The organism is Methylovorus sp. MM2, from assembly GCF_001648895.1.
GTDB lineage: Bacteria > Pseudomonadota > Gammaproteobacteria > Burkholderiales > Methylophilaceae > MM1.
On sequence record NZ_LXUF01000011.1, the window covers coordinates 317,854 to 343,610 of the forward strand.

The 25,757-nt window shown below is 48.5% G+C and carries 20 protein-coding genes; 13 read left to right on the plus strand and 7 right to left on the minus strand.

Annotated features, from left to right (window positions below; all coding sequences use genetic code 11):
- Both A7981_RS09215 and A7981_RS09220 read right to left on the minus strand, forming a co-directional pair.
- On the minus strand, positions 1–3,150 hold the full coding sequence (locus A7981_RS09215) for an efflux RND transporter permease subunit (protein WP_067267309.1): 3,150 nt from the start codon (positions 3,148–3,150) through the stop codon (positions 1–3).
- A 9-nt stretch (positions 3,151–3,159) separates the two neighbouring features.
- Complete coding sequence (locus A7981_RS09220) at positions 3,160–4,365, minus strand: efflux RND transporter periplasmic adaptor subunit (protein ID WP_254258546.1); 1,206 nt, start codon at positions 4,363–4,365, stop codon at positions 3,160–3,162.
- Between the two features lie 436 nt (positions 4,366–4,801).
- Here A7981_RS09220 and A7981_RS09225 point away from each other — a divergent pair, with 436 nt between their 5' ends.
- The 4 genes from A7981_RS09225 to A7981_RS09240 all read left to right on the plus strand — a co-directional run bounded on the left by A7981_RS09225 (position 4,802) and on the right by A7981_RS09240 (position 11,399).
- Entirely contained in the window at positions 4,802–6,562 is a 1,761-nt protein-coding gene (locus tag A7981_RS09225) for an adenylyl cyclase (RefSeq protein ID WP_131800960.1), read from the plus strand.
- A 209-nt stretch (positions 6,563–6,771) separates the two neighbouring features.
- Positions 6,772–7,062, plus strand: coding sequence for a co-chaperone GroES (gene groES, locus A7981_RS09230; RefSeq protein ID WP_067267314.1), 291 nt, complete (start codon positions 6,772–6,774; stop codon positions 7,060–7,062).
- A 49-nt stretch (positions 7,063–7,111) separates the two neighbouring features.
- The gene (gene groL / locus A7981_RS09235; protein ID WP_067267316.1) at positions 7,112–8,752 is read left to right on the plus strand and encodes a chaperonin GroEL; all 1,641 of its coding nucleotides are present in this window, start codon (positions 7,112–7,114) and stop codon (positions 8,750–8,752) included.
- 490 nt (positions 8,753–9,242) lie between these two features.
- Positions 9,243–11,399 carry a UvrD-helicase domain-containing protein gene (locus A7981_RS09240; RefSeq protein ID WP_067267318.1) on the plus strand — a complete coding sequence of 719 codons (2,157 nt, stop codon included), beginning with the start codon at positions 9,243–9,245 and terminating at the stop codon, positions 11,397–11,399.
- A gap of 29 nt (positions 11,400–11,428) precedes the next feature.
- Here the strand turns inward: A7981_RS09240 and A7981_RS09245 are convergent, their stop codons facing one another.
- The 4 genes from A7981_RS09245 to A7981_RS09260 form a co-directional block, all read right to left on the minus strand.
- Positions 11,429–12,223, minus strand: a complete 795-nt coding sequence (locus tag A7981_RS09245) for a BPSS1780 family membrane protein (protein WP_067267321.1) — start codon at positions 12,221–12,223, stop codon at positions 11,429–11,431.
- Positions 12,224–12,262: 39 nt separating this feature from the next.
- Complete coding sequence (gene thrB / locus A7981_RS09250; protein WP_067267323.1) at positions 12,263–13,201, minus strand: homoserine kinase; 939 nt, start codon at positions 13,199–13,201, stop codon at positions 12,263–12,265.
- Between the two features lie 52 nt (positions 13,202–13,253).
- On the minus strand, positions 13,254–13,598 hold the full coding sequence (locus A7981_RS09255) for a DUF2782 domain-containing protein (RefSeq protein WP_067267325.1): 345 nt from the start codon (positions 13,596–13,598) through the stop codon (positions 13,254–13,256).
- 92 nt (positions 13,599–13,690) lie between these two features.
- A complete protein-coding gene (locus tag A7981_RS09260; RefSeq protein WP_067267327.1) occupies positions 13,691–14,425 on the minus strand; it encodes a TIGR00730 family Rossman fold protein in 735 nt (244 codons plus the stop codon).
- Between the two features lie 18 nt (positions 14,426–14,443).
- Here A7981_RS09260 and polA point away from each other — a divergent pair, with 18 nt between their 5' ends.
- A complete protein-coding gene (gene polA / locus A7981_RS09265) occupies positions 14,444–17,209 on the plus strand; it encodes a DNA polymerase I (RefSeq protein WP_067267330.1) in 2,766 nt (921 codons plus the stop codon).
- A 50-nt stretch (positions 17,210–17,259) separates the two neighbouring features.
- Here the strand turns inward: polA and A7981_RS09270 are convergent, their stop codons facing one another.
- Positions 17,260–17,472, minus strand: coding sequence for a (2Fe-2S)-binding protein (locus A7981_RS09270; protein WP_067267332.1), 213 nt, complete (start codon positions 17,470–17,472; stop codon positions 17,260–17,262).
- A 131-nt stretch (positions 17,473–17,603) separates the two neighbouring features.
- Between A7981_RS09270 and A7981_RS09275 the strand changes: the two genes are divergently transcribed.
- The 8 genes from A7981_RS09275 (at position 17,604) to A7981_RS09310 (ending at position 25,724) form a co-directional block, all read left to right on the plus strand.
- The gene (locus A7981_RS09275; RefSeq protein WP_067267335.1) at positions 17,604–18,362 is read left to right on the plus strand and encodes a molybdopterin-binding protein; all 759 of its coding nucleotides are present in this window, start codon (positions 17,604–17,606) and stop codon (positions 18,360–18,362) included.
- A 200-nt stretch (positions 18,363–18,562) separates the two neighbouring features.
- Positions 18,563–19,594 carry a tRNA dihydrouridine synthase DusB gene (gene dusB / locus A7981_RS09280; RefSeq protein ID WP_067267337.1) on the plus strand — a complete coding sequence of 344 codons (1,032 nt, stop codon included), beginning with the start codon at positions 18,563–18,565 and terminating at the stop codon, positions 19,592–19,594.
- The gene (locus A7981_RS09285; protein ID WP_067267339.1) at positions 19,594–19,827 is read left to right on the plus strand and encodes a Fis family transcriptional regulator; all 234 of its coding nucleotides are present in this window, start codon (positions 19,594–19,596) and stop codon (positions 19,825–19,827) included. Before dusB ends, A7981_RS09285 begins: the two co-directional genes overlap by 1 nt.
- Before the next feature lie 24 nt (positions 19,828–19,851).
- Entirely contained in the window at positions 19,852–21,435 is a 1,584-nt protein-coding gene (purH, locus tag A7981_RS09290) for a bifunctional phosphoribosylaminoimidazolecarboxamide formyltransferase/IMP cyclohydrolase (RefSeq protein WP_067267342.1), read from the plus strand.
- Between the two features lie 64 nt (positions 21,436–21,499).
- Complete coding sequence (gene purD, locus A7981_RS09295) at positions 21,500–22,768, plus strand: phosphoribosylamine--glycine ligase (RefSeq protein ID WP_067267344.1); 1,269 nt, start codon at positions 21,500–21,502, stop codon at positions 22,766–22,768.
- An 11-nt stretch (positions 22,769–22,779) separates the two neighbouring features.
- Positions 22,780–23,325 carry an L-threonylcarbamoyladenylate synthase gene (locus A7981_RS09300; RefSeq protein WP_067267346.1) on the plus strand — a complete coding sequence of 182 codons (546 nt, stop codon included), beginning with the start codon at positions 22,780–22,782 and terminating at the stop codon, positions 23,323–23,325.
- Between the two features lie 45 nt (positions 23,326–23,370).
- Complete coding sequence (hemF, locus tag A7981_RS09305) at positions 23,371–24,276, plus strand: oxygen-dependent coproporphyrinogen oxidase (RefSeq protein WP_067267348.1); 906 nt, start codon at positions 23,371–23,373, stop codon at positions 24,274–24,276.
- A gap of 47 nt (positions 24,277–24,323) precedes the next feature.
- Positions 24,324–25,724, plus strand: coding sequence for an APC family permease (locus tag A7981_RS09310; protein WP_067267350.1), 1,401 nt, complete (start codon positions 24,324–24,326; stop codon positions 25,722–25,724).
- Positions 25,725–25,757: the final 33 nt, after the last annotated feature.

The window sequence follows — 25,757 nt, forward strand, 5'->3', positions numbered from 1 at the left end:
CTAAACCTTAATTACGGCACTGTCAGTGTCTGGTTTGTACGGAAATATGGTACGAATCAGCACATAAAATAACGGCACAAAGAAAATTCCCAAGAATGTTGCAGTAAGCATTCCACCCAAGACGCCTGTACCAATAGCCTGTCGGCTTGCAGCGCCAGCACCCGTACTCAACGCCAATGGCAGCACACCAAATACAAATGCAAGGGAGGTCATCAATATCGGTCGCAAGCGCAGGCGAACAGCCTGTAAGGTCGCATCCATTAAGCTATGTCCCTGCTCTTGTAAATGTTTGGCAAACTCAACGATCAGAATGGCATTCTTTGAAGCCAACCCAACCGTGGTCAACAAACCGACTTGAAAATACACATCGCTGGATAATCCCCTGAATGTCGTTGCCAGCAATGCGCCAACAACGCCCAATGGCACAATCAGAATCACGGAGAAAGGCACAGCCCAACTTTCATACAAAGCAGCAAGACACAAGAAGACGAAAATCACCGAAACCGCATACAAAAATGGTGCTTGTGAACCAGATAAACGCTCCTGATATGACTGTGCACTCCACTCATAGCCAATACCTTCAGGCAATTGCTTGATGATACTTTCTGCGATATCCATCGCCTCACCAGAGCTAACGCCATGCGCTGCCTCACCGACAATCTCCACTGAAGACATACCGTTATAGCGTTCAAGCAATGGCGAGCCATATACCCAACGACTGTTGGAGAATGAAGAGAATGGCACCATCTCGCCACTTGTATTCCGCACATACCAGTCATCAATATTGTCAGGCTGCATACGATAAGCCGCGTCGCCCTGCATATATACTTTTTTCACTCGGCCTTTATTGATGAAGTCATTCACATAACTTCCCCCCATGGCGATAGATAAAGTGCTGTTGATCGTGCTGGTCGTCAGGTTGAATGCGCCAGATTTTTTATCATCGATATCGAGCCTGAACATCGGCGTATCATCCAACCCATTAGGCCTGATCTTGGTCAGCCTAGCATCCTTGGAAGCTATATCGATAAACTGGTCACGCGCTTTGAGCAAAGCTTCATGCCCGAGACCACCCAGATCTTTCAACTGCAATGTAAATCCGCCGCTCTGCCCCAAGCCACGAACGGTGGGTGGTTGCATGATGAACACCTTGGCATCACGTATCTTGGATAAGACTTTGGTCGCCTGATCTGCAATCGCAGCAGATTGCTGACCTTCGCCGGTACGTTCTGACCAATCTTTAAGTTTGATGAACGCGCGACCTGAGTTCTGGCTACCCCCGCCACCTGCCCCCTGCCCTCGAATCGTCATGAATTCTTTCACGACATCGGTACGCGTGAGCAGATAATCTTCTAGCTGCCCCATCACCTTTTGCATACGATCATCCGTAGCCCCTGATGGCAGTTGCACCTGCGCCATGAGGATGCCTTGGTCTTCGGCCGGCAAGAATGAGGTCGGTAAACGTAAAAACAGAAACACCAATACGCCACCAATCAAGGCATAAGCCACTAATGCAATCTTGTTATGCTTAAGAATATTGCTGACAGCGTTTTGGTAGCCCTGTGATGCGCGATCAAAATTACGATTAAACCAGCGGAAGAAACCTCGAATTAATCCACCCGTCGGTTGGTGGTGCAATTTATCGACCGGCTTCAAAAGCGTCGCACAAAGTGCAGGCGTCAGCGTCAACGCAACGATTACCGATAACAGCATTGCAGACACAATCGTGATGGAGAACTGGCGATAGATCACGCCCGTTGAACCGCCAAAAAATGCCATCGGGATGAATACTGCCGATAAAACGAGCGCGATACCGATCAAAGCGCCCGTAATCTCACCCATGGATTTTCTTGTGGCTTCTTTGGGTGAAAGCCCCTCTTCACTCATCACACGCTCGACGTTCTCGACAACCACGATGGCATCATCTACAAGCAAACCGATGGCAAGCACGAGGCCGAACATGGTCAATGTGTTAATGGAATATCCGAACGCTGCCAGCACGCCAAATGTACCTAAAAGCACGACAGGAACGGCAATCGCAGGAATGATGGTCGCACGTATATTTTGCAAGAAAAGATACATGATAATGACGACGAGAATAATCGCCTCAATCAAGGATTTAACCACTTCCTTGATCGATATCTTGACGAAAGGCGTCGTGTCGTAAGGTACTTCGACATGCAAACCTAGGTCTGGCGGAAAGAAAGGTTTTAACTCATCCAGCTTTTTGAGTACCGCTTCAGCCGTCGTCAATGCATTTGCACCCGACGAAAGTTTTATGCCCATTGCAGAAGATGTGCGTCCGTTAAAGTCGGCGACCGGCGTATAACTATCAGCCCCTAATTCGACACGGGCAACATCGCTGAGGCGAACAACCGAACCATCTACCGCAGACTTAACGACGATATTATTGAATTGATCGACCGTCTGCAATTTACTGCGCGCGGTGATCGTCGCGTTCAATTGCTGCCCGGTTGCGGCTGGCAACGCGCCTAATTGTCCGGCAGAGACTTCGGCATTCTGTGCCTGCACCGCTGTGCTGATATCAGATGGCATCAGGCTGTATTTTTGCAACTTGGCGGGGTCAAGCCAGATACGCATGGCATACCCAGAGCCCAAGGTCTGGATATCACCCACGCCATCGACACGGCTGATCTGATCCAGCAAGTTGCTGGAGATATAGTCACCGATATCAATAGAACGGACATTGGGGTTATCAGAGACGAGAGAAACAACCAACAGAAAGTCTATGCCTGTTTTGGCAACCGTTACGCCCAAACTTTGCACCACTTGAGGCAATCTTGGCATCGCCTGTTGGAGTTTATTCTGTACCTGCATCTGCGCGACATCAGGGTCAGTGCCCGCATCGAATGTCAGGTTGATACTTGCTGTACCGGAGGAGGTACTGCTTGCCGACATATAGGTCAGGTTATCGATTCCCTTCATATATTGCTCGATCACCTGTGTGACCGAGTCTTCTATGGTCTTGGCCGATGCACCTGTATATGAAGCATTGATAGAAACTCTAGGGGGTGCGATATCAGGGTACTGCTCCAAAGGCAGGATCCTGATCGATCCCAAACCCGCAAGCATGATCACAATCGCGATCACCCAAGCGAAGATAGGCCGGTCAATAAAATAACGTGCCATATTCTTCCCTTAGCGATTTTCTACAGATTTAGCTGATGCCCCAGCTGTTTGATTTGTATCGCCAGCAGATGCATCCGCTTGAGGGAAAACAGGTTTGACGACATCACCCACTTTGACTTTTTGCAAACCATCGATAATCACTTGATCGCCTTCAGACAGCCCGCTCGTTACTAACCAGCTATCACCAATCGTATCGCCAACCGTTAATATCTTGAGCTCGACCTTGTCATCCGCACCAACCACAAGCACGGTAGGTTGCCCACGGCTATTACGCGTCAGGCTGCGTTGTGGCACCAGCATCGCATGCTCATCAATCGCTTGATCCAGCAACGCATGTACATACATGCCCGGCATGAGCAAACCATCAGGGTTCGGCACAACAGCCCTTAAAGTGACGGCTCCAGAACTTGGGTTCACACTCACACCGCTGAATTTCAGTCTGCCTTCGTGGCTATACTCCGAACCATCTTCGAGTACCACGCGGATACGCACCTCATCATGCCCGGTACGTTTTAACTTGCCTGCGGCAAACTGTTTCTTGAGCTTAAGCAGATCATTACTTGATTGCGTCACATCCACATAGATAGGATCAAGCTGTTGCACATTGGTTAAGCTGGTTTCCTGATTGGCGGTCACCAGCGCGCCGGGAGTCACGGTTGAAGTAGCGACGATCCCCGAAATCGGGGAAACAATCTTGGTGAAATCAAGGTTGATGCGCGCCGTATCCAAAGCTGCTTTCGATGATGCTCGATCAGCTTCGGCTTGCTTCAATGAAGCTTGAATATCATCGTCATCTTGTTGGCTCACTGCGTTGATCTTTACAAGCTCGGTATATCGTTGTGCTTTAGCGCGTATAGAAACGATATTGGCTTCTGCTTTCTGCACTGCGGCTTCGGCACTGGCATATGTCGCTTGATATGGCGCAGGCTCTATCTGGTAAAGCAGGTCGCCAGCATTTACATGGGCACCTTCAACAAAATTTCGTTTACGCACAATACCGCCAACCTGCGGACGAATCTCCGAAATCATGTAGGCATTGGTACGCCCTGGAAGATCAGTCACCATCACCTGCGGGCTACTCTTGATTGTCAGCACCCCTACTTCAGTAGCATGCGGATTAGATGGCGGTGCAGAAGAGGCGGAGCATCCGGCAAGTAAAGCCGCAAGCAGCAAACTATTGATTGCTGGATAAGTGGTAAAGGAATATTTACTCAATGTTATTTTCCATTATTTTTGAAGTATCTATCTGAGCGCGACTATCTTCAATCAAGAAGCAGGCAAATAAACATGCGCCCACACTTAATGTTCAGTCTAAAACGCTCTAGTACTGATTTGATTGCATCCATCAGAGTACAGAAATGAGATGAAGGTTCTTAACTAGCAAAGGCTCACAATAAACCGAGGTCTGATTTTGCATGAATTACATGTTGAATAGATGTCACTTGGCGTAAATATATGTAAAACCTTGCCCAATGAACGCGTGGCGAGATGCTTTCGTTGACAAAGGCCTATAAAAATCCATCTAGGTATTAATAAACGCTTAAATAATTAGTATCTAAGTTAAAAAAATATCAAGGCAGATGCAAAATCGTTAGATAATCTTACGCCTCACAAAATTCCCTACAAAATAGAGTAAAAGAAAGAGATTTTTATGCGCTTGTTCCGTTTTCCATGTACGCGGTACGTCTTTGTCATGGCGTTGCTGGGCATATCGCTACAAAGTGGATACGCAATCTCCAGAACAAGCTCAACACCGTCTCCCTCAGCACCGGACTTTGGCAAAAATGTGATCATTTTTGATCCATCAATGTCGACTTCAGCCGTGCAAAGCCAGGTTGATCACATATTCAAGCAACAACAAAGTAACCAGTTTGGTAACGATCGTTATGCCTTGCTGTTCAAACCCGGCACATACAACAACACCATCAATGTAGGGTTTTATACTCAAGTAATGGGGCTAGGCCAGACACCAGATGCCGTCACCATTCATGGCGGCGTGGAGTTAGATGCAACCTGGTTTGACAGAGATGCCACACAAAACTTCTGGCGCGGGGTCGAGAATCTGGCGGTGATCCCATCTAACGGCACCATGAAGTGGGCAGCAGCACAAGCCTCGCCATTACGTCGCTTACACATCCACGGCAACATAGTGCTAGATGATAATGGCTGGTCTAGCGGCGGCTTCATGTCCGATACCTTAATCGATAATCAGGTTAACACTGGCATGCAACAACAATGGTTATCGCGTAACTCAAGCTGGGGCAGCTGGGCAGGCTCTAACTGGAACATCGTATTTGTAGGTGACGATAATGCCCCCTCTGACGCTAACTGGCCCAATCTATCGTATACGGTGATTGAACACACCCCAGTCATCCGTGAGAAACCATTCCTTACGATCAACAGTGATGGCAACTACAGCGTGTTTGTACCAAATCTCGCTACCAGTAGCCACGGTACAACCTGGGGCACTGGCAAAGCGGCGGGAGAATCCATCCCCATCAGCAAGTTCTATATCGCCAAAGCGGGGTTGGATACAGCGACTACCCTCAATCGAGCATTATCAAAGGGTAAACATCTGCTGTTGACTCCAGGAATATATAAACTGAATGACACCTTGCGCGTGACTTCTGCTAACACCATCGTGCTGGGTTTGGGTATTGCCACATTGCAGCCAACAAACGGACGACCCGCCATGACAGTGAGCGATGTAGATGGCGTAAAGCTCGCAGGCATTCTGTTTGATGCAGGAACCATCAACTCTCCGGTGTTATTACAAGTTGGGCCCTCCAATAGTAGTTCTAACCACGCGGGCAACCCCACATCATTGCAAGACCTGTTCTTCCGCGTCGGCGGTGCAGGCGTGGGAAATGCCACAGTCAGCCTAAGAATCAACAGCAAGCACGTGATCGGCGACAACCTCTGGCTATGGAGAGCCGACCACGGGACAGGAATCGGCTGGGCCACAAACACCACAACGAATGGACTCGAAGTCAATGGTGACAACGTGACGATCTATGGCTTAGCCGTAGAGCATTACCACCAGTACCAAACCGTGTGGAATGGCAATGGCGGGGTAGTGTATTTTTATCAGAGCGAAGCGCCCTATGATGTGCCCGATCAAGCCAGTTGGATGAACGGCACTGTGAATGGCTATGCCTCTTACAAGGTGGGAGATTCAGTCACCAGCCACGAAGCATGGGGAGTTGGGGTCTACTGTTACTTTGATACCAACCCCGTAGTGAAACTACACAACGCCATTGAAGTACCCAACAACAATGTTGGAATGAATGGTGTCATATTCCACAATATGACCACTGTGTCATTGGGCGGCACGGGTGAAATCACCCATGTCATCGGCGAGGGTGGTGAAACGGCTAATGCGTCGATCCAAGTCATACGTCTCGCTAAGTAAAAGTCTGTAAATGCCACTATGTCCAACCCCGACGATTACTTAATTTTTCTGTTTTTTTAATATTGATGCAGTAGAAAACTTGAACCCGCTCTTGAAAAACAGACTACTTGCCCTTATTATTAGCACTCTAAGGGTTTGAGTGCTAATTGCATAAAACCCTCTATTGAATTCGTAGTTCGGATATCACAAATAATCTAGGAGAGTATCTCATGGCAATTCGTCCTTTACATGATCGCGTTATTGTAAAGCGCTTGGAAGAAGAGCGCACAACCGCATCTGGCATTGTCATCCCTGACAATGCAACTGAAAAACCAGACCAAGGCGAAATCATCGCTGTTGGCCCAGGTAAAAAAGATGATAACGGCAAAGCTATCGCACTAGATGTCAAAGTTGGCGATAAGGTTCTATTCGGTAAGTACGCAGGCCAGTCAGTCAAAGTGAATGGTGATGAAGTTCTGGTATTGCGTGAAGAAGACATTCTAGGTGTTTTAGAAGCCTAATCGGGTTTCTATTCCCTATCGTAATCAAATAAGTTTCAGGAGATAAACAATGTCAGCAAAACAAGTAATTTTTGGCGATGAAGCGCGTGCCAAAATCGTCAATGGCGTCAATATTCTAGCCAATGCAGTAAAAGTAACATTGGGCCCTAAAGGCCGTAACGTTGTGCTTGAGCGCTCATTCGGCGCCCCTACAGTCACTAAAGATGGTGTTTCAGTTGCGAAAGAAATCGAACTGAAAGATCGCCTTGAGAACATGGGTGCTCAGCTGGTTAAAGAAGTCGCTTCAAAGACTTCTGATAACGCAGGTGACGGTACAACGACTGCTACTGTCCTTGCACAAGCAATCGTACGTGAAGGCTTTAAATATGTAGCTGCTGGTTTCAACCCGGCTGACTTGAAACGCGGTATCGATAAAGCGGTTATCGCAATCGTTGCTGAGATCAAGAGTATCGCCAAGCCAACGACAACCAGTAAAGAGATCGCACAAGTTGGTAGCATCTCAGCTAACTCTGATGCAAACATCGGCCAAATTATTGCAGATGCAATGGATAAAGTTGGCAAAGAAGGCGTGATCACTGTTGAAGATGGCTCAGGCCTTGAGAATGAATTGGACGTGGTTGAAGGTATGCAATTCGACCGCGGTTACCTCTCACCTTACTTCATCAACAATCCAGAGCGTCAAATCGCACTGCTGGAAAATCCGTACGTTCTTCTGTTCGACAAGAAGATCTCCAACATCCGTGACCTGTTACCTGCCCTTGAGCAAGTAGCTAAATCTGGCCGCCCATTGCTGATCATCGCTGAAGATGTTGAAGGCGAAGCGTTGGCAACTTTAGTGGTCAATAACATTCGTGGCATCTTGAAAACTGTTGCTGTTAAGGCACCTGGTTTTGGTGATCGCCGCAAAGCCATGCTGGAAGACATCGCGATTCTTACTGGCGGCACAGTGATCGCTGAAGAAGTTGGCTTGAGCCTTGAGAAAGTAACGCTGAATGAACTTGGCCAAGCCAAGCGTATTGAAGTAGGTAAAGAAAATACGACGATCATTGATGGTTCAGGCGTTGAAAGCAACATCAAGGTACGTATCGACCAGATCAAGCAACAGATCGAAGAAGCGTCAAGCGACTATGACCGTGAAAAACTGCAAGAACGCGTAGCCAAGCTGGCTGGTGGTGTTGCTGTGATCAAGGTTGGCGCTGCGACTGAGATCGAAATGAAAGAAAAGAAAGCACGTGTTGAAGATGCATTGCATGCTACGCGCGCTGCTGTTGAAGAAGGTATCGTTCCTGGCGGCGGTGTTGCACTGTTACGTGCACGCGCTGCAATCAAGGAATTGAAGGGCGATAATCCAGATCAGGATGCTGGTATCAAGATCGTACTACGTGCTATCGAAGAGCCACTACGTCAGATCGTCGCTAACGCAGGTGACGAGCCATCTGTTGTTGTGAATAAAGTGCTGGAAGGCACAGGCAACTACGGTTACAACGCAGCTAACGGCACTTATGGTGACTTGGTTGAACTGGGTGTTCTTGACCCAGCAAAGGTAACACGTTCAGCACTGCAAAATGCAGCTTCTGTTGCTTCATTGATTCTGACTACCGATGCATTGGTAGCAGAACTGCCTAAGGATGATGCCCCTGCAATGCCAGGTGGTGATATGGGCGGCATGGGTGGTATGGGTGGATTCTAAATCAATAGATTAAGGCAGACCTCAAAAGGGAAAACCTAAGTCTTTGAGTTAGAAACGCTTAAAGAAAAAGCCTCGCAAATTGCGAGGCTTTTTCCTTTTATAAACCAATGTTTGGTATCCCCCTATATGCGTTTACATACATATTTACATACAGTATTTACTAATTTCGTTTTTTCAGCCTATACTGCAATACATCAGCCCTCGAAACATCAACGCAAAAACATACATTATGTTTTTAGCGGACAAAAAAACCCCCGATTAAAGGGGAGTAAAATCGGGGGCCAGAACAGCCTCATCAGATAAGGCTTCCCGCTCAGGGAGGAAAAGCGGGAGACGATTATCTCGTCTACAAAGTCAGACTAATGACAATTAGTTTAGTTCCACCAGTTATACGAAGTTTTGTTGCTTTAACCTAACTTTACAATCCCTAACATTTTGCATTGCTCACGTAACAGTTCTCTTGGCAGGCGTGACCTGCGATAATCACGGCATGAACACCCAGACCCAATCCGATTCATTGCTTGATGGCCTGAATCACAAGCAACTCGAAGCAGTAACCCTCCCACAACAATCTGCACTTATTCTGGCTGGTGCCGGCAGCGGCAAAACACGTGTGCTGACAACACGCATCGCGTGGCTAATCCAAACGGGACAAGTCTCGCCTAATGGTCTGCTTGCGGTGACGTTTACCAATAAAGCAGCAAAAGAGATGTTAACGCGATTGACTGCGATGCTGCCGATCAATACTCGCGGTATGTGGACAGGCACTTTTCATGGATTATGCAACCGCTTACTACGGGCACATCATCGTGAAGCCTTATTACCAGCAACTTTCCAAATCTTAGATACGGCTGACCAACTCTCTGCTATCAAGCGCGTAATGAAGTTGATGAATGTGGATGATGAGAAATATCCACCCAAACAGGTGATGGGTTACATCAATAGCTGTAAGGAGGAAGGTCTACGCGCGCATAGCGTGGATGCTTACGATGCGCACTCGCAACGCATGCGTGAGATATTTGAAGAATATGACAAGCAATGCCAACGTGAAGGTGTTGTGGATTTTGCAGAGCTATTGCTTCGCTGTTATGAACTATTAAGCCGCGATAACAATATTCGCCAACATTATCAAAGCCGCTTCAAATACATATTGGTAGATGAGTTTCAGGATACCAATCGCCTACAATATCTATGGTTAAAACTACTGGCTGGACAAGATAATTGCATCTTTGCCGTGGGTGATGATGATCAATCGATCTATGCTTTCCGTGGTGCGCGCGTTGGTAATATGCGCGACTTCGAGCAGGATTTTCATGTCGAGAAGATCGTCAAACTTGAGCAGAATTATCGCTCGCACAGCAATATTCTAGATGCGGCGAATGCCATCATCACGCACAACCGAAACCGCTTGGGCAAGAACCTTTGGACTGCGGCAGGCAAAGGTGAACCAGTACGAGTTTATGAAGCTTATAACGATATCGACGAAGCGAATTTTATCGTCGAAGAGATTCAGTCACTGCATCGTGATGGCATGGACCTCAGTGACATTGCCATGCTTTATCGCTCCAATGCGCAATCACGCGTGATCGAACATGCGCTGTTCTCCGCAGGCCTCGCCTACCGCGTATATGGCGGCTTACGTTTCTTCGAGCGTGCCGAGATTAAACACTCGCTCGCTTATATGCGCTTAATGGCTAATCCCGATGACGATACGGCATTGCTACGTGTTATCAATTTCCCCACACGCGGCATCGGCGCCCGTAGTCTGGAGCAACTGCAAGAAGTTGCGCGGCAACAAGGGGGTAGCTTATGGCAGGCCGCTTTACACGCAACCGGCAAGATCGCGAATTTCGTCACCTTGATCAAGCAGATGCAGGAAGAAGCCATCGGCATCAGTCTACCCGAAGTTGCCGAACTAGCAACGACACTCTCAGGCCTTAAAACTTTTTATCAGAACGAAAAAGAAGGTGAAGACCGCGTTGCTAACTTGGAAGAACTGGTTTCAGCGGCGACCGCATTCATGAATCAGGATATTGGCATGAGCGTGGATGAAAACGGTGAAGTCGCTCAGTCCTTACTTACCCAGTTCCTCGGCCATGCGAGTTTAGAAGCCGGAGAGCATCAAGCGGATGCCGGACGTGATGCATTACAACTCATGACCGTACATGCCGCTAAAGGGCTCGAATTCAAATCTGTATTTATCAGCGGGCTGGAAGAGGGCTTATGCCCCCATGAACAAAGCCTATATGAGGCTAATGGCTTGGAGGAAGAACGCCGCCTGATGTATGTCGCTGTTACGCGGGCGCGCGAAAGGCTGTACCTGAGCTATGCGCAAAGTCGTCTTTTGCATGGGCAGGTACGTTATGGTATTCCATCACGCTTCTTGGATGAGATTCCGGAAGAGCTGATGAAGCGTTTGAACGCCCGCCCGGTATCAAAACCGATGACACAGACATTCACACCGAGTAACTCGCAAAGCAACGCGATGCCATGGAGAATCGGGCAGAATGTGGCGCATGGAAAATTCGGACAAGGTGTCGTTGTCAGCTATGAAGGCAACGCCAATGACCTGCGCGTGCAAGTCAATTTTAAAGGTGAAGGCCTAAAATGGCTAGCGCTGGAATATGCAAAACTGGAAGCCCTGTAACCTAAAAGCCCTAAAACTAGAGCCAGCTATCAACTGGGTTGGGCTTCTACCACATTCGCAAACTTACGCTCGAATACATCCCGATAACTGACATATTGAAATGCCAGCATCATCGCTGTGCCCACCAGCAAACTCAGCAATAGGATAATCGCACCGACAGCCACGCCCACAAAGGGAGAGATAGAGGCAACGATGCCAACAACAATACCGGCCACCATCATGACGACCGCAAAGGCACATGTCAGCAATATCCAAGCGACCCCAAGAGAAAGAGCGCTATACAATGAACCCGCAATACTAGATTTGATCGCTCTAAATATCGGGAACTCATGATGGACGATCAGCATTGGTGCAAACCATGTGGCCATCATCAAGGGCGCGAAAAGCACTAAGACTTTTAGCGTCAACGGCAGCATGATCGTTGCCATCTCATCAAGGCTTGATTTCGCATTGGTCATCTCATTCAGCACTTTCATATCACTACCGATGAGCATGCTGATTAAAACACCATAAAGTAGGCAGATACCGCCAAGGCTAAGTAGTTTTCCTGCATGGGATTTGATAAGCGGAAAAAGCTTGGCCGCTTGTGGAACACGGCCTTGATCAACCTCACGATACAGGCTGATCACCAGCACCAGGAATGTCGGTGAGGTCAACAATACAAACAGCTTGATGACGGCGGGCAGGCCCTGTAACGAAGGCATTACGATAAATAAAAACACGTAAGCCAGTGCAAGTAGCATCCACATTGAAGGATATCGCCTGAACAAGGCAAAGCTGTCTTTGATCCACTCCAAACCTTCTTTGGCACTTCTTTTAAACATGTGAACTTTCTCTACCTCTCGGCATGATCTTGAATTTACTTAAACGGTAATGAGATGACTTGATATACGCTTTTTAAGGATGCGCTGAAAATGCTGCGGGTCTTTTGCATGCGTCAACTCTCCGGCATGGGGGAAATGAAAATCATTGAGGCGCGATAACCAGAAACGCAGCGCGGCGATGCAAAGCAAACCGAGCCATGCTGCATGCTCCGCACGGGTAAGCGGTCGCACTGCATTGTAGGCCTGCAACAAAGCCTCTGAACGAGCCGCATCAAGCGTTCCATCACCCTGCACACACCAGTCATTTACGGCGATTGCCACATCGTAAAGCAGCACATCGTTGCATGCATAATAGAAGTCGATTAATCCGCCCAGCTTGTCGCCATCGAACAAGACATTATCGCGAAAAAGGTCTGCATGAATAACCCCATGCGGCAGACTATTCAGCCCCAAGCTACCCTCAATCGCGAATACCTGCTCCAGCATCTCACGATCTTCCGTATTCAAAAAAGGCGCCACTTTACTCGCAGTCGCTGATCGCCATGCCGCTCCGCGCGAATTCACTGTTTGCAAAGTGAAATCAGCGCCTGCCAGATGCATCTTTGCTAAAACGTGTCCGATCTCGGCGCAATGAATAGGCGCAGGCTCTTCTAATGACCTGCCTTTTAGGCAGCTCACCAAGGCAGCAGGTTTTCCCTGCAAAGTGCCCAGCGCCTGGCCCGCAAGATTAGCGATAGGATGCGGACAAGGTACATTACGCTCCGCCAGATGCGTCATGAGGTCGATAAAGTAAGGCAGCTCTTCAGCGCTATGTTCTTCAAACAGGGTCAATACATAACGCCCTGTTGTCGTGGTCACAAAATAATTGGTATTGGTGATGCCTGAGGCAATGCCCTGCAGGTCGAGCAATTCGCCCAATGGATAAGTGCTTAGCCATATGCGCAACTGCTCAGAAGAAACTGTGGTGAATACAGACATAAATTAAAAGCCAACATTGAAAGAGGGCTTTGCAGCCCTCTTTCTTATGCATTTAGAAGTTGAACAACACCCATTTAGGTACGCTCAACGGCGCCGATGGCCCTTCATTGCGCGCCCATCCGCTATTCTGATCTTCTTTCGTCAAATAGTAAGGAACGCCATGTGCAGGGGTTACTTTCATCATATAAAGCTCGCCATTGACACGATACTCTTCAATCGTATCGGTGCCCTTCTTGATAATCGTTACTTTTGGTTCAGCTGCCGGATCACCACCATCAAAACCGGAAGGTGGTGGCGGTGCTTCTGGAATAGGTTCAAGGTCAGCAGGCTGCCCAGCCGCCATCGCAAGGACTGGCAAAGCAAGCAGAACAAACAGGGTATGTCTAATCAGGCGCATGGTAACCTCTGACGATATTTAGTATGTATGGATTCTATCAAAAAGCGCTTTGCAGCGCTCAAACCATTTGGCTAGCTGTCACATAAATACAACTATAGATAAAACTGTATCTGCTTCTCTGCTGGAGAAGGTTCAAATCCACGTGATTCATAGTGCTTAAAGATAGCTTCGACGATCTGTTTCGGGTCATCAATCACCTGGACTAGGTTGATATCATCTGGTGAGGCCATGCCTTCAGCAATGATGGCGTTACGAAACCAATCCAGCATGCCACGCCAATAAGGCTCATGCACAAGGATGATCGGTATTCTACGGGTCTTGTTTGTCTGTACCAAGGTCAAGGCTTCCATCAGTTCATCCAGCGTACCAAAACCGCCCGGCATCACCACATACGCCGAGGCATATTTAACGAACATGACTTTACGCATGAAGAAGTGCTGGAAATTAATGCTGATATCCTGATAGGCATTGCCTTTTTGCTCGAAAGGCAACTCGATATTCAAGCCGATACTGGGCGATTTACCTGCAAAAGCACCTTTATTCGCCGCCTCCATAATGCCGGGCCCACCGCCAGAAATCACGCTGAATCCGGCATCGGATAACTGTCTAGCAATTTCTTCCGTCAGCTTATAGTAAGGATGGTCAGGCTTAGTGCGCGCACTCCCGAAAATACTCACGGCTGGCGTGATCTGCTTAAGCCTCTCGGTGGCATCCACGAATTCTGCCATAATCTCGAAAGCATGCCAGGATTCATTCCCTGACTGACTGGCTCCCTTAAAATCGAGATCAGTCACCTTGGGGAGTTTCTTTGTAGTGAAAATAGACATAGCGGATACCCAGATCAGATGAAAACGTTGTTATTAGTGGATGGCTCGTCTTACCTTTATCGTGCCTTCCATGCCATGCCAGACTTACGCAACCGCCAGAACGAGCCCACCGGGGCTATTCAAGGTGTACTCAACATGTTGCGCCGTCTGCACAAGGACTATCCAGCTGATTATAGCGCGTGCGTGTTTGATGCTAAAGGCAAAACCTTTCGCGATGACATCTACCCTGAATATAAAGCGAATCGTGCTGCCATGCCGGATGATCTTCGCCCGCAAATAGAACCGCTGCACGAAGCGATTAAAGCCATGGGCTGGCCATTGATTGTAGAGAGTGGCGTTGAGGCAGACGATGTGATCGGTGCGCTTGCAAAACAGGCTGAGCGTGAAGGCATCAAGGTCATCATCTCCACTGGCGACAAAGATATCTCTCAACTGGTGAACGAGCACATCACGGTCGTGAATACCATGCGCGATGCTTTCCGGAGAACAGATGAAGTACTCGACGTTGCAGGCGTTGAGAATAAATTCGGTATCCCACCTAGCCTGATGGTCGATTATCTCGTGTTAATCGGTGACACCTCGGATAACGTTCCCGGTGTTGAAAAAGTGGGGCCAAAGACGGCAGTAAAATGGCTCAAACAATATGGTTCTTTGGATAACATCGTCGCACATGCGGATGAGATCACAGGTGTTGTCGGTGAGAATTTACGCAAAGCGCTACCTTGGTTACCCACTGCACGTGAGCTGATCACGATTCGCTGTGATGTCGGCATACAGGAGAACTTGGCCGATCTTGCTCCCCAGCCTCAGGATAAAGCCAAGTTGGCAGAGCTGTTCGACCGCTTCGATTTCAAGACATGGCGACGCGAGCTGGATGCGCAATCCACATCGGGCGCCCCGATAACTAGCCCTCAAGCCCCAGCATCGACAGCTTCAGCACATATCGCCACTGATCTTTTTTCGGCAGCCGCTGTTACCACGCGCAAATTCGATACAATTCTCACCGAAACGGCACTGCAAAGCTGGCTGGACAAAATAGCGGCAGCCCCACTGGTTTGCTTCGATACTGAGACCACGTCATTAAACCCGTTAACAGCAAAGTTGGTGGGAATGTCTTTTTCAGTGATAGCTGGCGAAGCAGCTTACCTGCCGCTAATGCACGATTATGCAGGCGCACCGGATCAATTACCTTTTGAAGCCACATTGGCACGTATCAAGCCCCTGCTGGAAAACCCTGCCATTAAAAAAGTGGGGCAGAACCTAAAATACGATAAGCATGTACTTGCCAATCACGGCATCCAGCTCAATGGCATCGAGCACGATACCTTGCTGCAATCCTACGTGCTGGAAAGCCACCGTACCCACGGCATGGATGATCTGGCGATGCGGCATCTGGGCGTGCAGACGATCACTTATGAAGAAGTTGCTGGCAAAGGTGCAAAAGCGGTTGGTTTCAGTCAAGTCGCGCTAGAGCAGGCCAGTGACTATGCTGCGGAAGATGCGGACATCACGTTGCAACTGCACGAGAACCTCTACCCGCAGGTTGCTGCGGATGACAAACTGGATTTCATCTACAAACAGATCGAAATGCCCGTCTCGGATATTCTGTTCACGATAGAGCGTAATGGCGTATTGATTGATAACGCCATGCTCAACAAGCAAAGCAACGAAATCGGCCTCAAGCTGATGGAGCTTGAGAAACAAGCGTTTGAACTCGCTGGCCAGCCATTCAACCTCGGCTCCCCCAAACAATTACAAGAGATTCTGTTTGGCAAACTGGGTATTAAACCTACCAAGAAAACGCCAAGTGGTGCGCCTTCTACTGACGAAGACGTGTTGCAGGAACTGGCACTGGATCACCCACTACCAAAAGTGTTGCTGGAATATCGCGGGCTCGCGAAATTGAAATCCACCTATACCGACAAACTTCCCAAGATGATTAATCCAGCAACTGGACGCGTGCATACTAGCTATAACCAAGCGGTCGCCATCACCGGTAGGCTGGCCAGCTCCGATCCTAATCTGCAAAACATTCCCGTACGCACCGCCGAAGGTCGCCGCATCCGTGAAGCTTTTATCGCACCGACTGGTAACGTGATTGTCTCTGCCGACTATTCACAGATCGAGCTACGCATTATGGCGCATCTATCGCAAGATGACGGCCTGCTCAAAGCCTTTGCCGCCGGGGAAGATATCCACCGTGCGACCGCTGCCGAGATATTCGGTGTAGAGCGAGAAGCTGTCAGTAGTGAACAACGTCGATATGCCAAAGTCATCAACTTCGGTCTGATCTACGGCATGAGTGCCTTTGGCCTCGCCCAGAACCTTAATATCGAGCGACAAGCCGCGCAAAACTATATCGACCGTTACTTTGCCCGCTACCCCGGCGTACGTGAGTACATGCAGGTCACCCGCGAGAGTGCCAAAGAGAAAGGTTATGTAGAGACATTCTTTGGTCGCCGCTTATGGGTACCTGAGATCAACAGCCCCAACGGTATGCGCCGCCAAGGCGCAGAACGCGCAGCGATCAATGCCCCTATGCAAGGCACTGCCGCTGATCTCATCAAGCTCGCCATGATCGCCGTACACAACTGGCTGACACATGAAAAACTTGCCAGCAAGATCATCATGCAGGTACACGATGAATTGGTACTAGAAGTGCCAGAAACTGAGTTGGCGCTGATAAAAGAAAAACTACCACTGCTGATGCAGAATGTAGCTAAGTTGGATGTTCCGTTGTTAGCAGAAGTTGGTATTGGGAATAATTGGGAAGCGGCGCATTAACACCCAACATCCGAAACGATGGGGAAGATCACCTATTTTTTGGGCTGAAATCACGTTGACTGCTTGCTTTGCTCTATAGCAAGCTCTTCCAAAAATTCCTGAATATCCCATTCGCAGCCGCCACAACCTGTGAGTGCCCCAGTCCAGCGGGAGATTGCCTCAACATCCTTACCTTGCAAGAACAGTTCGCGAATTTGACCACGTTTGGTGCCGCTACAATAGCAAATCACTTCATTGTCTGGATTATCTTGCTGAGTGGTCATGTGGTCGAATTCATGAAGATTACTTTTACAGCTATTTTAACGCCAGAAACCTGCGTGGAGTAAACAAGCGCATATACTTTGCACAAGACTCAGCTATAGTTGAATATCAATTACAAAGTCTAATTTAAAGCATGACAGATTCTATACCATCACGTTTTGGCGCCATCATCATCGGCGATGAAATCCTTTCTGGCAAACGCCAAGATGGGCATCTCGCCAAAGTGATTTCCCTGCTTTCTGCAAGAGGTCTCAGCCTATCTTGGGCAGAATACTTGGGAGATGAGCCAGCACACATTTCGACCACATTGCGCCGCACTATGCAAAGCAGTGACATCGTGTTTTGCTTTGGCGGCATCGGCGCCACGCCAGATGACTACACGCGTCAGGCAGCGGCCGATGCAGCAGAATTAGTGATTGAGCGCCACCCGGGTGCAGTTGCAGAGATTGAAGCACGATTTGGTGAAGGTGCATACCCCAAACGGGTGCTCATGGCAGACTTCCCACAAGGTGCTGAACTCATTCCTAATCCGGTCAATCGGGTACCCGGCTTTTCACTCGGGCGCCATTATTTTATGCCAGGCTTTCCCGAGATGGCATGGCCGATGACCGAATGGATATTGGATACCCATTACGCACACTTATTCCACCAGCAAGATTTCAGCGAAGCATCTATCCTAGTGTTCGATGCGGGAGAGAGCCAGTTAATCGACCTGATGAATAGCATCGTCGCAAACTATCCTGACCTCAAATTATTTAGCCTACCTAAACTCGACCAACGCAGAACGATAGAGCTTGGCGTCAAAGGGCCTGTAAAAACCGTTGAAGCGGGAATTGCCGAAATACGTACAGGCGTCACTCATGCCGGTTTTAGCTGGTCGCCAATACTTTGATGAAATCAATCAATCTAATCACAACCCATCTACCTGCACGGCATATTTAGAATGTTACACTGCGACAAAAACATATCCATCCACCATAAATCCATCAAATAGTTGTGAAACCCTGATTAATTTACAAATTTGCGTTTTGCTCACACGCTATTTGCATATAAAATGAGCAGTTCCGCTGAATTTTAAAAAAACGGTCATTCGTGCAAATCGGTCCCTACATACTTAAGAACAATCTGGTAGTCGCGCCCATGGCTGGCGTGACAGACCGCCCTTTCCGCATCTTATGCAAAAAGATGGGCGCGGGCTTGGCTGTTTCTGAGATGGTGACATCGAATTCGCTGCTCTACGGCAGTGCAAAAACCTTGCGCCGCGCTAATCATGAGGGCGAAGTAGACCCGATCTCGGTGCAGATCGCCGGTGCTGACCCGAAAATGATGGCTGAAGCGGCTAAATACAATGTTGATAACGGTGCACAGATCATCGATATCAATATGGGCTGCCCGGCCAAGAAGATATGTAATGTCATGGCGGGCTCGGCATTATTGAAAGACGAACCACTGGTTTCACAGATATTAAAAGCCGTTGTCGCTGCTGTGGATGTGCCCGTAACATTAAAGATACGTACAGGCTGGGATAAGCAGAATCGCAATGCGATTGCCGTTGCCAAAATGGCTGAAGATATCGGCGTACAAGCCCTTGCCATGCATGGCCGTACCCGCGCATGTGCGTACACCGGCGATGCAGAATACGACACCATCGCAGCGGTAAAACAGGCTATCAATATTCCTTTAATCGCGAATGGCGATATCACCACACCGGAAAAAGCCAAATATGTGCTGGATTACACGGGCGCTGATGCCGTGATGATTGGCCGTGCAGCACAGGGGCGCCCTTGGATTTTTCGTGAGATCGAACATTATTTAAAAACCGGCGAGCATTTAGCCTTACCCGAAGTCAGTGAGATACATAGGGTGATGCAAGAGCATGTCGCTGATTTATACGATTTCTACGGTGATTTATCTGGCATGCGCATAGCGCGCAAACACATCTCTTGGTACACCAAAGGTTTGAAAGATTCTGCGAACTTTCGCCATGCCATGAACCAACTGCAAACGATAGAAGAGCAGCAAGCTGCGATCAATGAATTCTTTGAGCGTTTGCAAACACAAAGTACACACCTGCAATACGCTGAAGACGATGCGGCAACTACTGATGAAGCGATGGCAGCCTGATGAGCAATAGAGATATCTCAGAATGCGTACGCGCCTCACTTGAAGAGTACTTCAAAGATCTAGACGGCGAGCCGCCACATGCGGTCTATGACATGGTGCTGCAATGCGTTGAAAAACCGATGTTGCAATATGTGCTCAACCGTGCCGGTGGAAACCAAAGCAAAGCAGCCGAGATACTCGGATTAAACCGCAACACGCTGCGCAAAAAACTTCAGCAATACAAGATTCAATAACCTCTTTTTCAGAAGTATTCCCTCATGGCGACAATTAAACGTGCACTGATCAGTGTTTCCGACAAGCAAGGCATTCTTGAGCTTGCAAAAGACCTAAATAAACTGGGCATAGAGATTCTTTCAACTGGTGGTACAGCTAAGCTCTTTCGCGATCATAATATCGCTGTCATCGAAGTGAGTGATTACACCGGTTTTCCGGAAATGCTGGATGGCCGCGTGAAGACACTGCACCCTAAAGTACATGGTGGCATTCTCGGTCGCCGAGATTTACCAGAACATGTCGCAGCGATGGATAACGCTGCGATCCCGCCTATCGATATGGTGGTGGTAAACCTCTATCCATTCGAGGCCACTGTCGCTAAAGCCGACTGTACGCTTGAAGATGCGATTGAGAATATCGATATCGGCGGCCCCGCCATGGTGCGCTCTGCTGCAAAGAACTGGAAAGACGTGGCGGTGCTAACGGATGCGTCACAATATGCTGATGTGATCGCGGAATTAAAAAGCACAGGCACGTTGGCAGACAAAACAAAGTTTGCTTTATCCGTTGCTGCCTTTAATCGTATCAGCAACTATGATGGTGCGATCAGTGATTATTTGTCTTCTTTTGATGCCGATGGCAAACGCGGTGAATTCCCAGGGCAAATCAACGGCCGATTCATCAAGTTGCAAGACCTACGTTATGGTGAAAACCCGCACCAGAATGCTGCATTCTATCGCGACCTCTACCCTGCACCTGGCTCATTAGTCACAGCAGAGCAGCTACAAGGCAAAGAACTTTCTTATAACAACATAGCTGATGCTGATGCTGCTTGGGAGTGTGTAAAGAGCTTTGATAATGCCGCTTGCGTCATCGTCAAGCACGCGAACCCATGCGGGGTCGCTATCGGCGCAGATACTGCCGAAGCTTATGCAAAAGCATTCAAGACTGATACTACCTCGGCATTTGGTGGCATCATCGCGTTTAATCGTCTTGTAGACAAGACAACTGCTGAAGCTGTCTCTAAACAATTCGTTGAAGTATTGATTGCGCCTGACTTTACCGCAGATGCGCTTGCCATCTTGCAAGCCAAAGCGAATGTGCGCGTACTCAAGATTGCACTGCCATCAGGCGGCAATACGGCTTGGGCACAAGGCCGTAATATGCATGATACAAAACGTATCGGCTCTGGCTTGTTAATACAGAGTGCGGACAATCATGAGATCAGCCCAAGCGACCTTAAAGTGGTCACTAAAAAACAACCTACCCCTGAACAACTTGAAGACCTGCTGTTTGCATGGCGTGTAGCGAAGTACGTTAAGTCGAATGCCATCGTATTCTGTGGGGATGGTATGACGTTAGGCGTAGGTGCAGGCCAGATGAGCCGCGTTGATAGTACCAAAATTGCAGCGATCAAGGCGCAGCATGCAGGGCTTTCATTACAAGGTTCAGTCGTAGCCTCTGATGCGTTCTTCCCTTTCCGTGACGGCGTCGATGTTTTAGCCGAAGCAGGTGCTACTTGCGTCATCCAACCTGGTGGTAGCATCCGGGATGATGAAGTGATCGCAGCGGCCGATGCACATGGCCTTGTCATGATTCTGACTGGCGTAAGGCATTTCCGTCATTAACCGAATGATTAATCTGGTGTGATCTTATGGTCGCACTTTTAAAAAATACTCAGGGTTCTTAGCTATGAAAGTACTTGTGATTGGTGGCGGTGGTCGCGAACACGCCTTGGCATGGAAGATAACGCACAGCCCAAAGATCAGCCGCGTCTATGTGGCGCCTGGTAATGCGGGTACTGCGTTGAACCCTGATATGGTGAATGTACCAATCACCGATGTGAAAGAACTCGTCGAATTTGCTGAAAAAGAACAGATCGCATTGACTATCGTTGGCCCAGAAGCGCCTTTGTCGCAAGGCGTGGTAGACGCTTTCCGCATTGCCGGGTTAAAAATATTCGGACCGACCAAAGCGGCAGCGCAATTGGAAAGCTCCAAAGATTTTGCCAAAGCGTTCATGATTCGCCACAACATCCCCACCGCAGCTTATGCCACATTCACAGACGCCAATGCAGCACATGAGTATGTGCGTAAGCAAGGTGCGCCTATCGTCATCAAGGCAGATGGATTAGCGGCTGGCAAAGGGGTTGTTGTTGCCATGGATGAAGATGAAGCCCATGCGGCTATCGACTCCATGTTGGCAGATAACAAACTTGGGGCCGCAGGTGCGCGCGTCGTGATTGAAGAATTTCTGACTGGCGAAGAAGCCAGCTTTATCGTGATGGTAGACGGTAAGAATATACTCCCACTGGCAACCAGCCAAGACCATAAACGGTTGTTGGATGGTGACGAAGGCCCCAATACCGGCGGCATGGGCGCGTATTCCCCTGCCCCTGTCGTTACCCCAGAAATACATGCAAAAGCCATGCGTGAGATTATTAAACCGACTGTTGCAGGCATGGCGCAAGATGGTATTCCTTACACTGGTTTCCTTTATGCTGGCCTGATGATTTCGCCAAATGGCGATGTCAAAACGCTTGAATTCAATTGCCGCATGGGCGATCCAGAAACTCAACCTATCATGCTGAGACTCAAGAGCGATTTAGTCACACTGGCTGAACATGCTGTCGATGGGGCACTGGATAAAGTCGAGGTGGATTGGGATAGACGTACAGCACTTGGTATCGTCATGGCATCAGCAAACTACCCTGAAACACCCCGTACTGGTGATGTCATCACAGGGCTGCCAAAAGACCTGCAAGATGCGCATGTATTCCATGCTGGCACTATGCTTAAAGACGAGCAAGTACTCACTAGCGGTGGGCGTGTACTTTGCGTAACTGCACTTGGTGAAACCGTAAAATATGCACAATCCCGCGCCTACCAGATTGCTGAAGAGATCAAGTTCGATGGTAGCCAGATGCGTAGTGATATCGGCTACAGGGCAATCAAAGCCTAAGGCTTACGGATGTGATCCAAAATCGAGGCTTACGTCACTATCTACGTCAAGGTGGTGTTATTGCCTACCCTACCGAATCTTGCTTCGGGCTTGGCTGTGACCCAAAAAGCCGCTTAGGTGTGCAGCGCATTCTCAGGTTAAAAGGTAGGCCTCAGCATAAAGGCCTCATTTTAATTGCACACGAATTAAGACAGTTCTCCCCATTCATCAGCCAACTATCTGCTAGCCAAAAGACGAAGTTATTAGAAACTTGGCCAGGCCCATTCACGTGGCTCATACCTGCCAGCAAACGTTGTCCATTTTGGCTGAGAGGGAAACATAGCAGCATCGCTGTGCGCGTTACAGCGCATACTGGCAGCGCCAAATTAGCCCATAGCATCAATAACGCCATCGTCTCCACCAGTGCGAATCGTAGTGGCCATCAATCAGCAAAATCTGCCCGTGAATGCAGTAGATTATTTGGAAAGTCAGTGCGCGTGATTTCAGGGCGAATCGGCAAGGCCAAAAAACCTTCGACGATTAAAGACCTTGTAACAAATAAGGTTATTCGTCCATAATGCCACCCTTAACCAGTTTACCAACGAATCTTCAGAAAATCAGCCATGAATCCAGATGCCGTCTTTGATTACTTACAAGGTTTACAAAACCGTATCGTAGAAGCAGTCGAAATGGTAGATGGCAAGACGTTTCTGCATGACAGTTGGCAACGTCCAGAGGGCGGTGGCGGAACCGCATGCATGCTGGAAGAAGGCAATGTATTCGAACGCGCTGGCATCGGCTTTTCTCACGTGATGGGTAATAAACTACCGCCATCCGCGAGCGTGGCGCATCCTGAAGCAGCTGGCCGTAGCTGGCGAGCAATGGGCGTGTCGTTGGTGTTTCATCCACGCAATCCTTTTGTGCCTACCGTACACATGAATGTGCGTTTCTTTATCGCAGAAAAAGAGAATGAAGCACCTATCTGGTGGTTTGGCGGGGGCATGGACTTGACACCCTATTACGGCTTTGAAGAAGACGCTGTGCACTTTCACCGAACATGTCGCGATGCACTTGCACCATTTAGTGATGACTACTATCCTAACTTCAAGAAAGCCTGCGATGAGTACTTCTATTTGAAGCACCGGAAAGAGCCTCGCGGCATTGGCGGTATATTCTTCGATGATTTCAATGAATTAGGATTTGAACAAAGTTTTGCATTGATTAAAAACGTTGGTGATGCATTCATCAATGCCTATCTGCCCATCGTGCAGCGCCGGAAAGATACACCATACAATGAGCAACAGCGCGACTTTCAGGCCTATCGCAGAGGGCGCTATGTCGAATTCAATCTGGTCTATGACCGCGGTACTTTATTTGGCCTGCAATCCAATGGTCGCACTGAGTCGATTCTGCTTTCCATGCCACCCGTCGTGAAATGGCGATATGACTGGAAACCTGATGCAGGGTCAGCAGAGGCTAAACTTTATTCCGACTTCCTCATCGATAAAAACTGGCTAGCACCTTCTTAACCTGATGGGCATATTTCGTGCATACTCCTGTATAAAAGGGAGTGTTCATGTTTGCACAGATATTTCGTACCAAACCGATTGCCACTGAAACTGATAGCGGCCTCAAAAAATGCTTGAGCGCTTTTGATCTAGCGCTGCTAGGAATAGGCGGGGCGATCGGCACCGGTATTTTTGTACTCACTGGGTTAGCCGCAGCAACTCAGGCTGGGCCAGCCGTCATCATCTCATTCATTATCGCTGGTGTCGCCTCAGCTTTTGCCGCACTTTCCTATGCTGAATTAGCAGCATCCGTTGGGGGTTCGGGTAGTGCATACGGTTACAGCTATGTAGCTTTTGGTGAGTTTTTCGCCTGGGTGATCGCTTGGATATTATTACTGGAATACGGTGTGGGAGCAGCAGCAGTCGCTAATGGCTGGGCAGGTTACTTTATTCGCACATTAACCAATTTTGGTTTCAGCATGCCAGAGGCTTATACAAAAGCGCCTAGTCTGGGTGGCATCATCAATTTGCCAGCGTTCTCTATCATCTGGATACTCACTTTACTGCTCATTTCCGGTGTTAAGCAAAGCTCTCAAGTCAACAACATCATGGTGGCGATAAAACTCACGACCATTGCAATCTTTCTGGCAATTGCTGCGATGAACCTGAATACCGATAACTGGCATCCTTTTATGCCTTTCGGCTGGTTTGACACACTGGAGAACGGCAAAACCATCGGGATATTGGCGGGCGCATCCTTGGTATTCTTCGCTTACTTCGGCTTTGATGCTGTATCTACAGCAGCTGATGAAGCAAAGAACCCGCAGAAAGACTTACCGATCGGATTGATCGCCTCCGTGACCTTCTGCACGATCATTTACATTCTAGTATCTGGATTCTTAACTGGCATCGTCCCCTACACCGAATTAAATACTACATCTCCTGTTGCTTTCGCACTAACTAAAATCGGCTACACATGGTCATCCACACTTGTTGCAACTGGCGTATTGGCAGGCCTGATCACGGTTTTATTGGTATTGTTATATGGCTTGACGCGCATCTTGTACGCCATGAGCCGAGATGGTTTGATATCGCCATTCTTTTCGACCATCAATCCAGAGCGACAAACACCGGTTCGCATCATCTTACTTTGCGGCTTCGTGATCTCTATCGTTGCGGGTTTTATTCCACTCGGCGAGCTAGCTGAAACGGTGAATATCGGCACGCTGGCGAGCTTTATCATGGTATGCGTCGGCGTGATCGTATTACGTATACGCCAGCCTAATCTCAAACGCCCATTCAAAAATCCATGGCATCCTGTGATTCCCGTACTCGGTATCATTTCATGCAGCGCATTGATCGCATTCTTGCCTGCGGAGACTTGGCATCGATTCTTAATCTGGGTGGTGATTGGTATCGCGGTGTACTTTAGCTATTCTTTTCAGCATAGCAAGTTGCGCAAACCTTAAACTACAAGTCAACAGAGTGACAACATAGAAAGT

Coding starts and splice junctions, on each gene's coding strand:
- A7981_RS09215 (WP_067267309.1), bottom strand. CDS start 3,150: ATGGCACGTTATTTTATTGACCGGCCTATCTTCGCTTGGGTGATCGCG.
- A7981_RS09225 (WP_131800960.1), top strand. CDS start 4,802: ATGCGCTTGTTCCGTTTTCCATGTACGCGGTACGTCTTTGTCATGGCG.
- groES (WP_067267314.1), top strand. CDS start 6,772: ATGGCAATTCGTCCTTTACATGATCGCGTTATTGTAAAGCGCTTGGAA.
- groL (WP_067267316.1), top strand. CDS start 7,112: ATGTCAGCAAAACAAGTAATTTTTGGCGATGAAGCGCGTGCCAAAATC.
- A7981_RS09240 (WP_067267318.1), top strand. CDS start 9,243: ATGAACACCCAGACCCAATCCGATTCATTGCTTGATGGCCTGAATCAC.
- A7981_RS09245 (WP_067267321.1), bottom strand. CDS start 12,223: ATGTTTAAAAGAAGTGCCAAAGAAGGTTTGGAGTGGATCAAAGACAGC.
- thrB (WP_067267323.1), bottom strand. CDS start 13,201: ATGTCTGTATTCACCACAGTTTCTTCTGAGCAGTTGCGCATATGGCTA.
- A7981_RS09255 (WP_067267325.1), bottom strand. CDS start 13,598: ATGCGCCTGATTAGACATACCCTGTTTGTTCTGCTTGCTTTGCCAGTC.
- A7981_RS09260 (WP_067267327.1), bottom strand. CDS start 14,425: ATGTCTATTTTCACTACAAAGAAACTCCCCAAGGTGACTGATCTCGAT.
- polA (WP_067267330.1), top strand. CDS start 14,444: ATGAAAACGTTGTTATTAGTGGATGGCTCGTCTTACCTTTATCGTGCC.
- A7981_RS09270 (WP_067267332.1), bottom strand. CDS start 17,472: ATGACCACTCAGCAAGATAATCCAGACAATGAAGTGATTTGCTATTGT.
- A7981_RS09275 (WP_067267335.1), top strand. CDS start 17,604: ATGACAGATTCTATACCATCACGTTTTGGCGCCATCATCATCGGCGAT.
- A7981_RS09285 (WP_067267339.1), top strand. CDS start 19,594: ATGAGCAATAGAGATATCTCAGAATGCGTACGCGCCTCACTTGAAGAG.
- purH (WP_067267342.1), top strand. CDS start 19,852: ATGGCGACAATTAAACGTGCACTGATCAGTGTTTCCGACAAGCAAGGC.
- purD (WP_067267344.1), top strand. CDS start 21,500: ATGAAAGTACTTGTGATTGGTGGCGGTGGTCGCGAACACGCCTTGGCA.
- hemF (WP_067267348.1), top strand. CDS start 23,371: ATGAATCCAGATGCCGTCTTTGATTACTTACAAGGTTTACAAAACCGT.
- A7981_RS09310 (WP_067267350.1), top strand. CDS start 24,324: ATGTTTGCACAGATATTTCGTACCAAACCGATTGCCACTGAAACTGAT.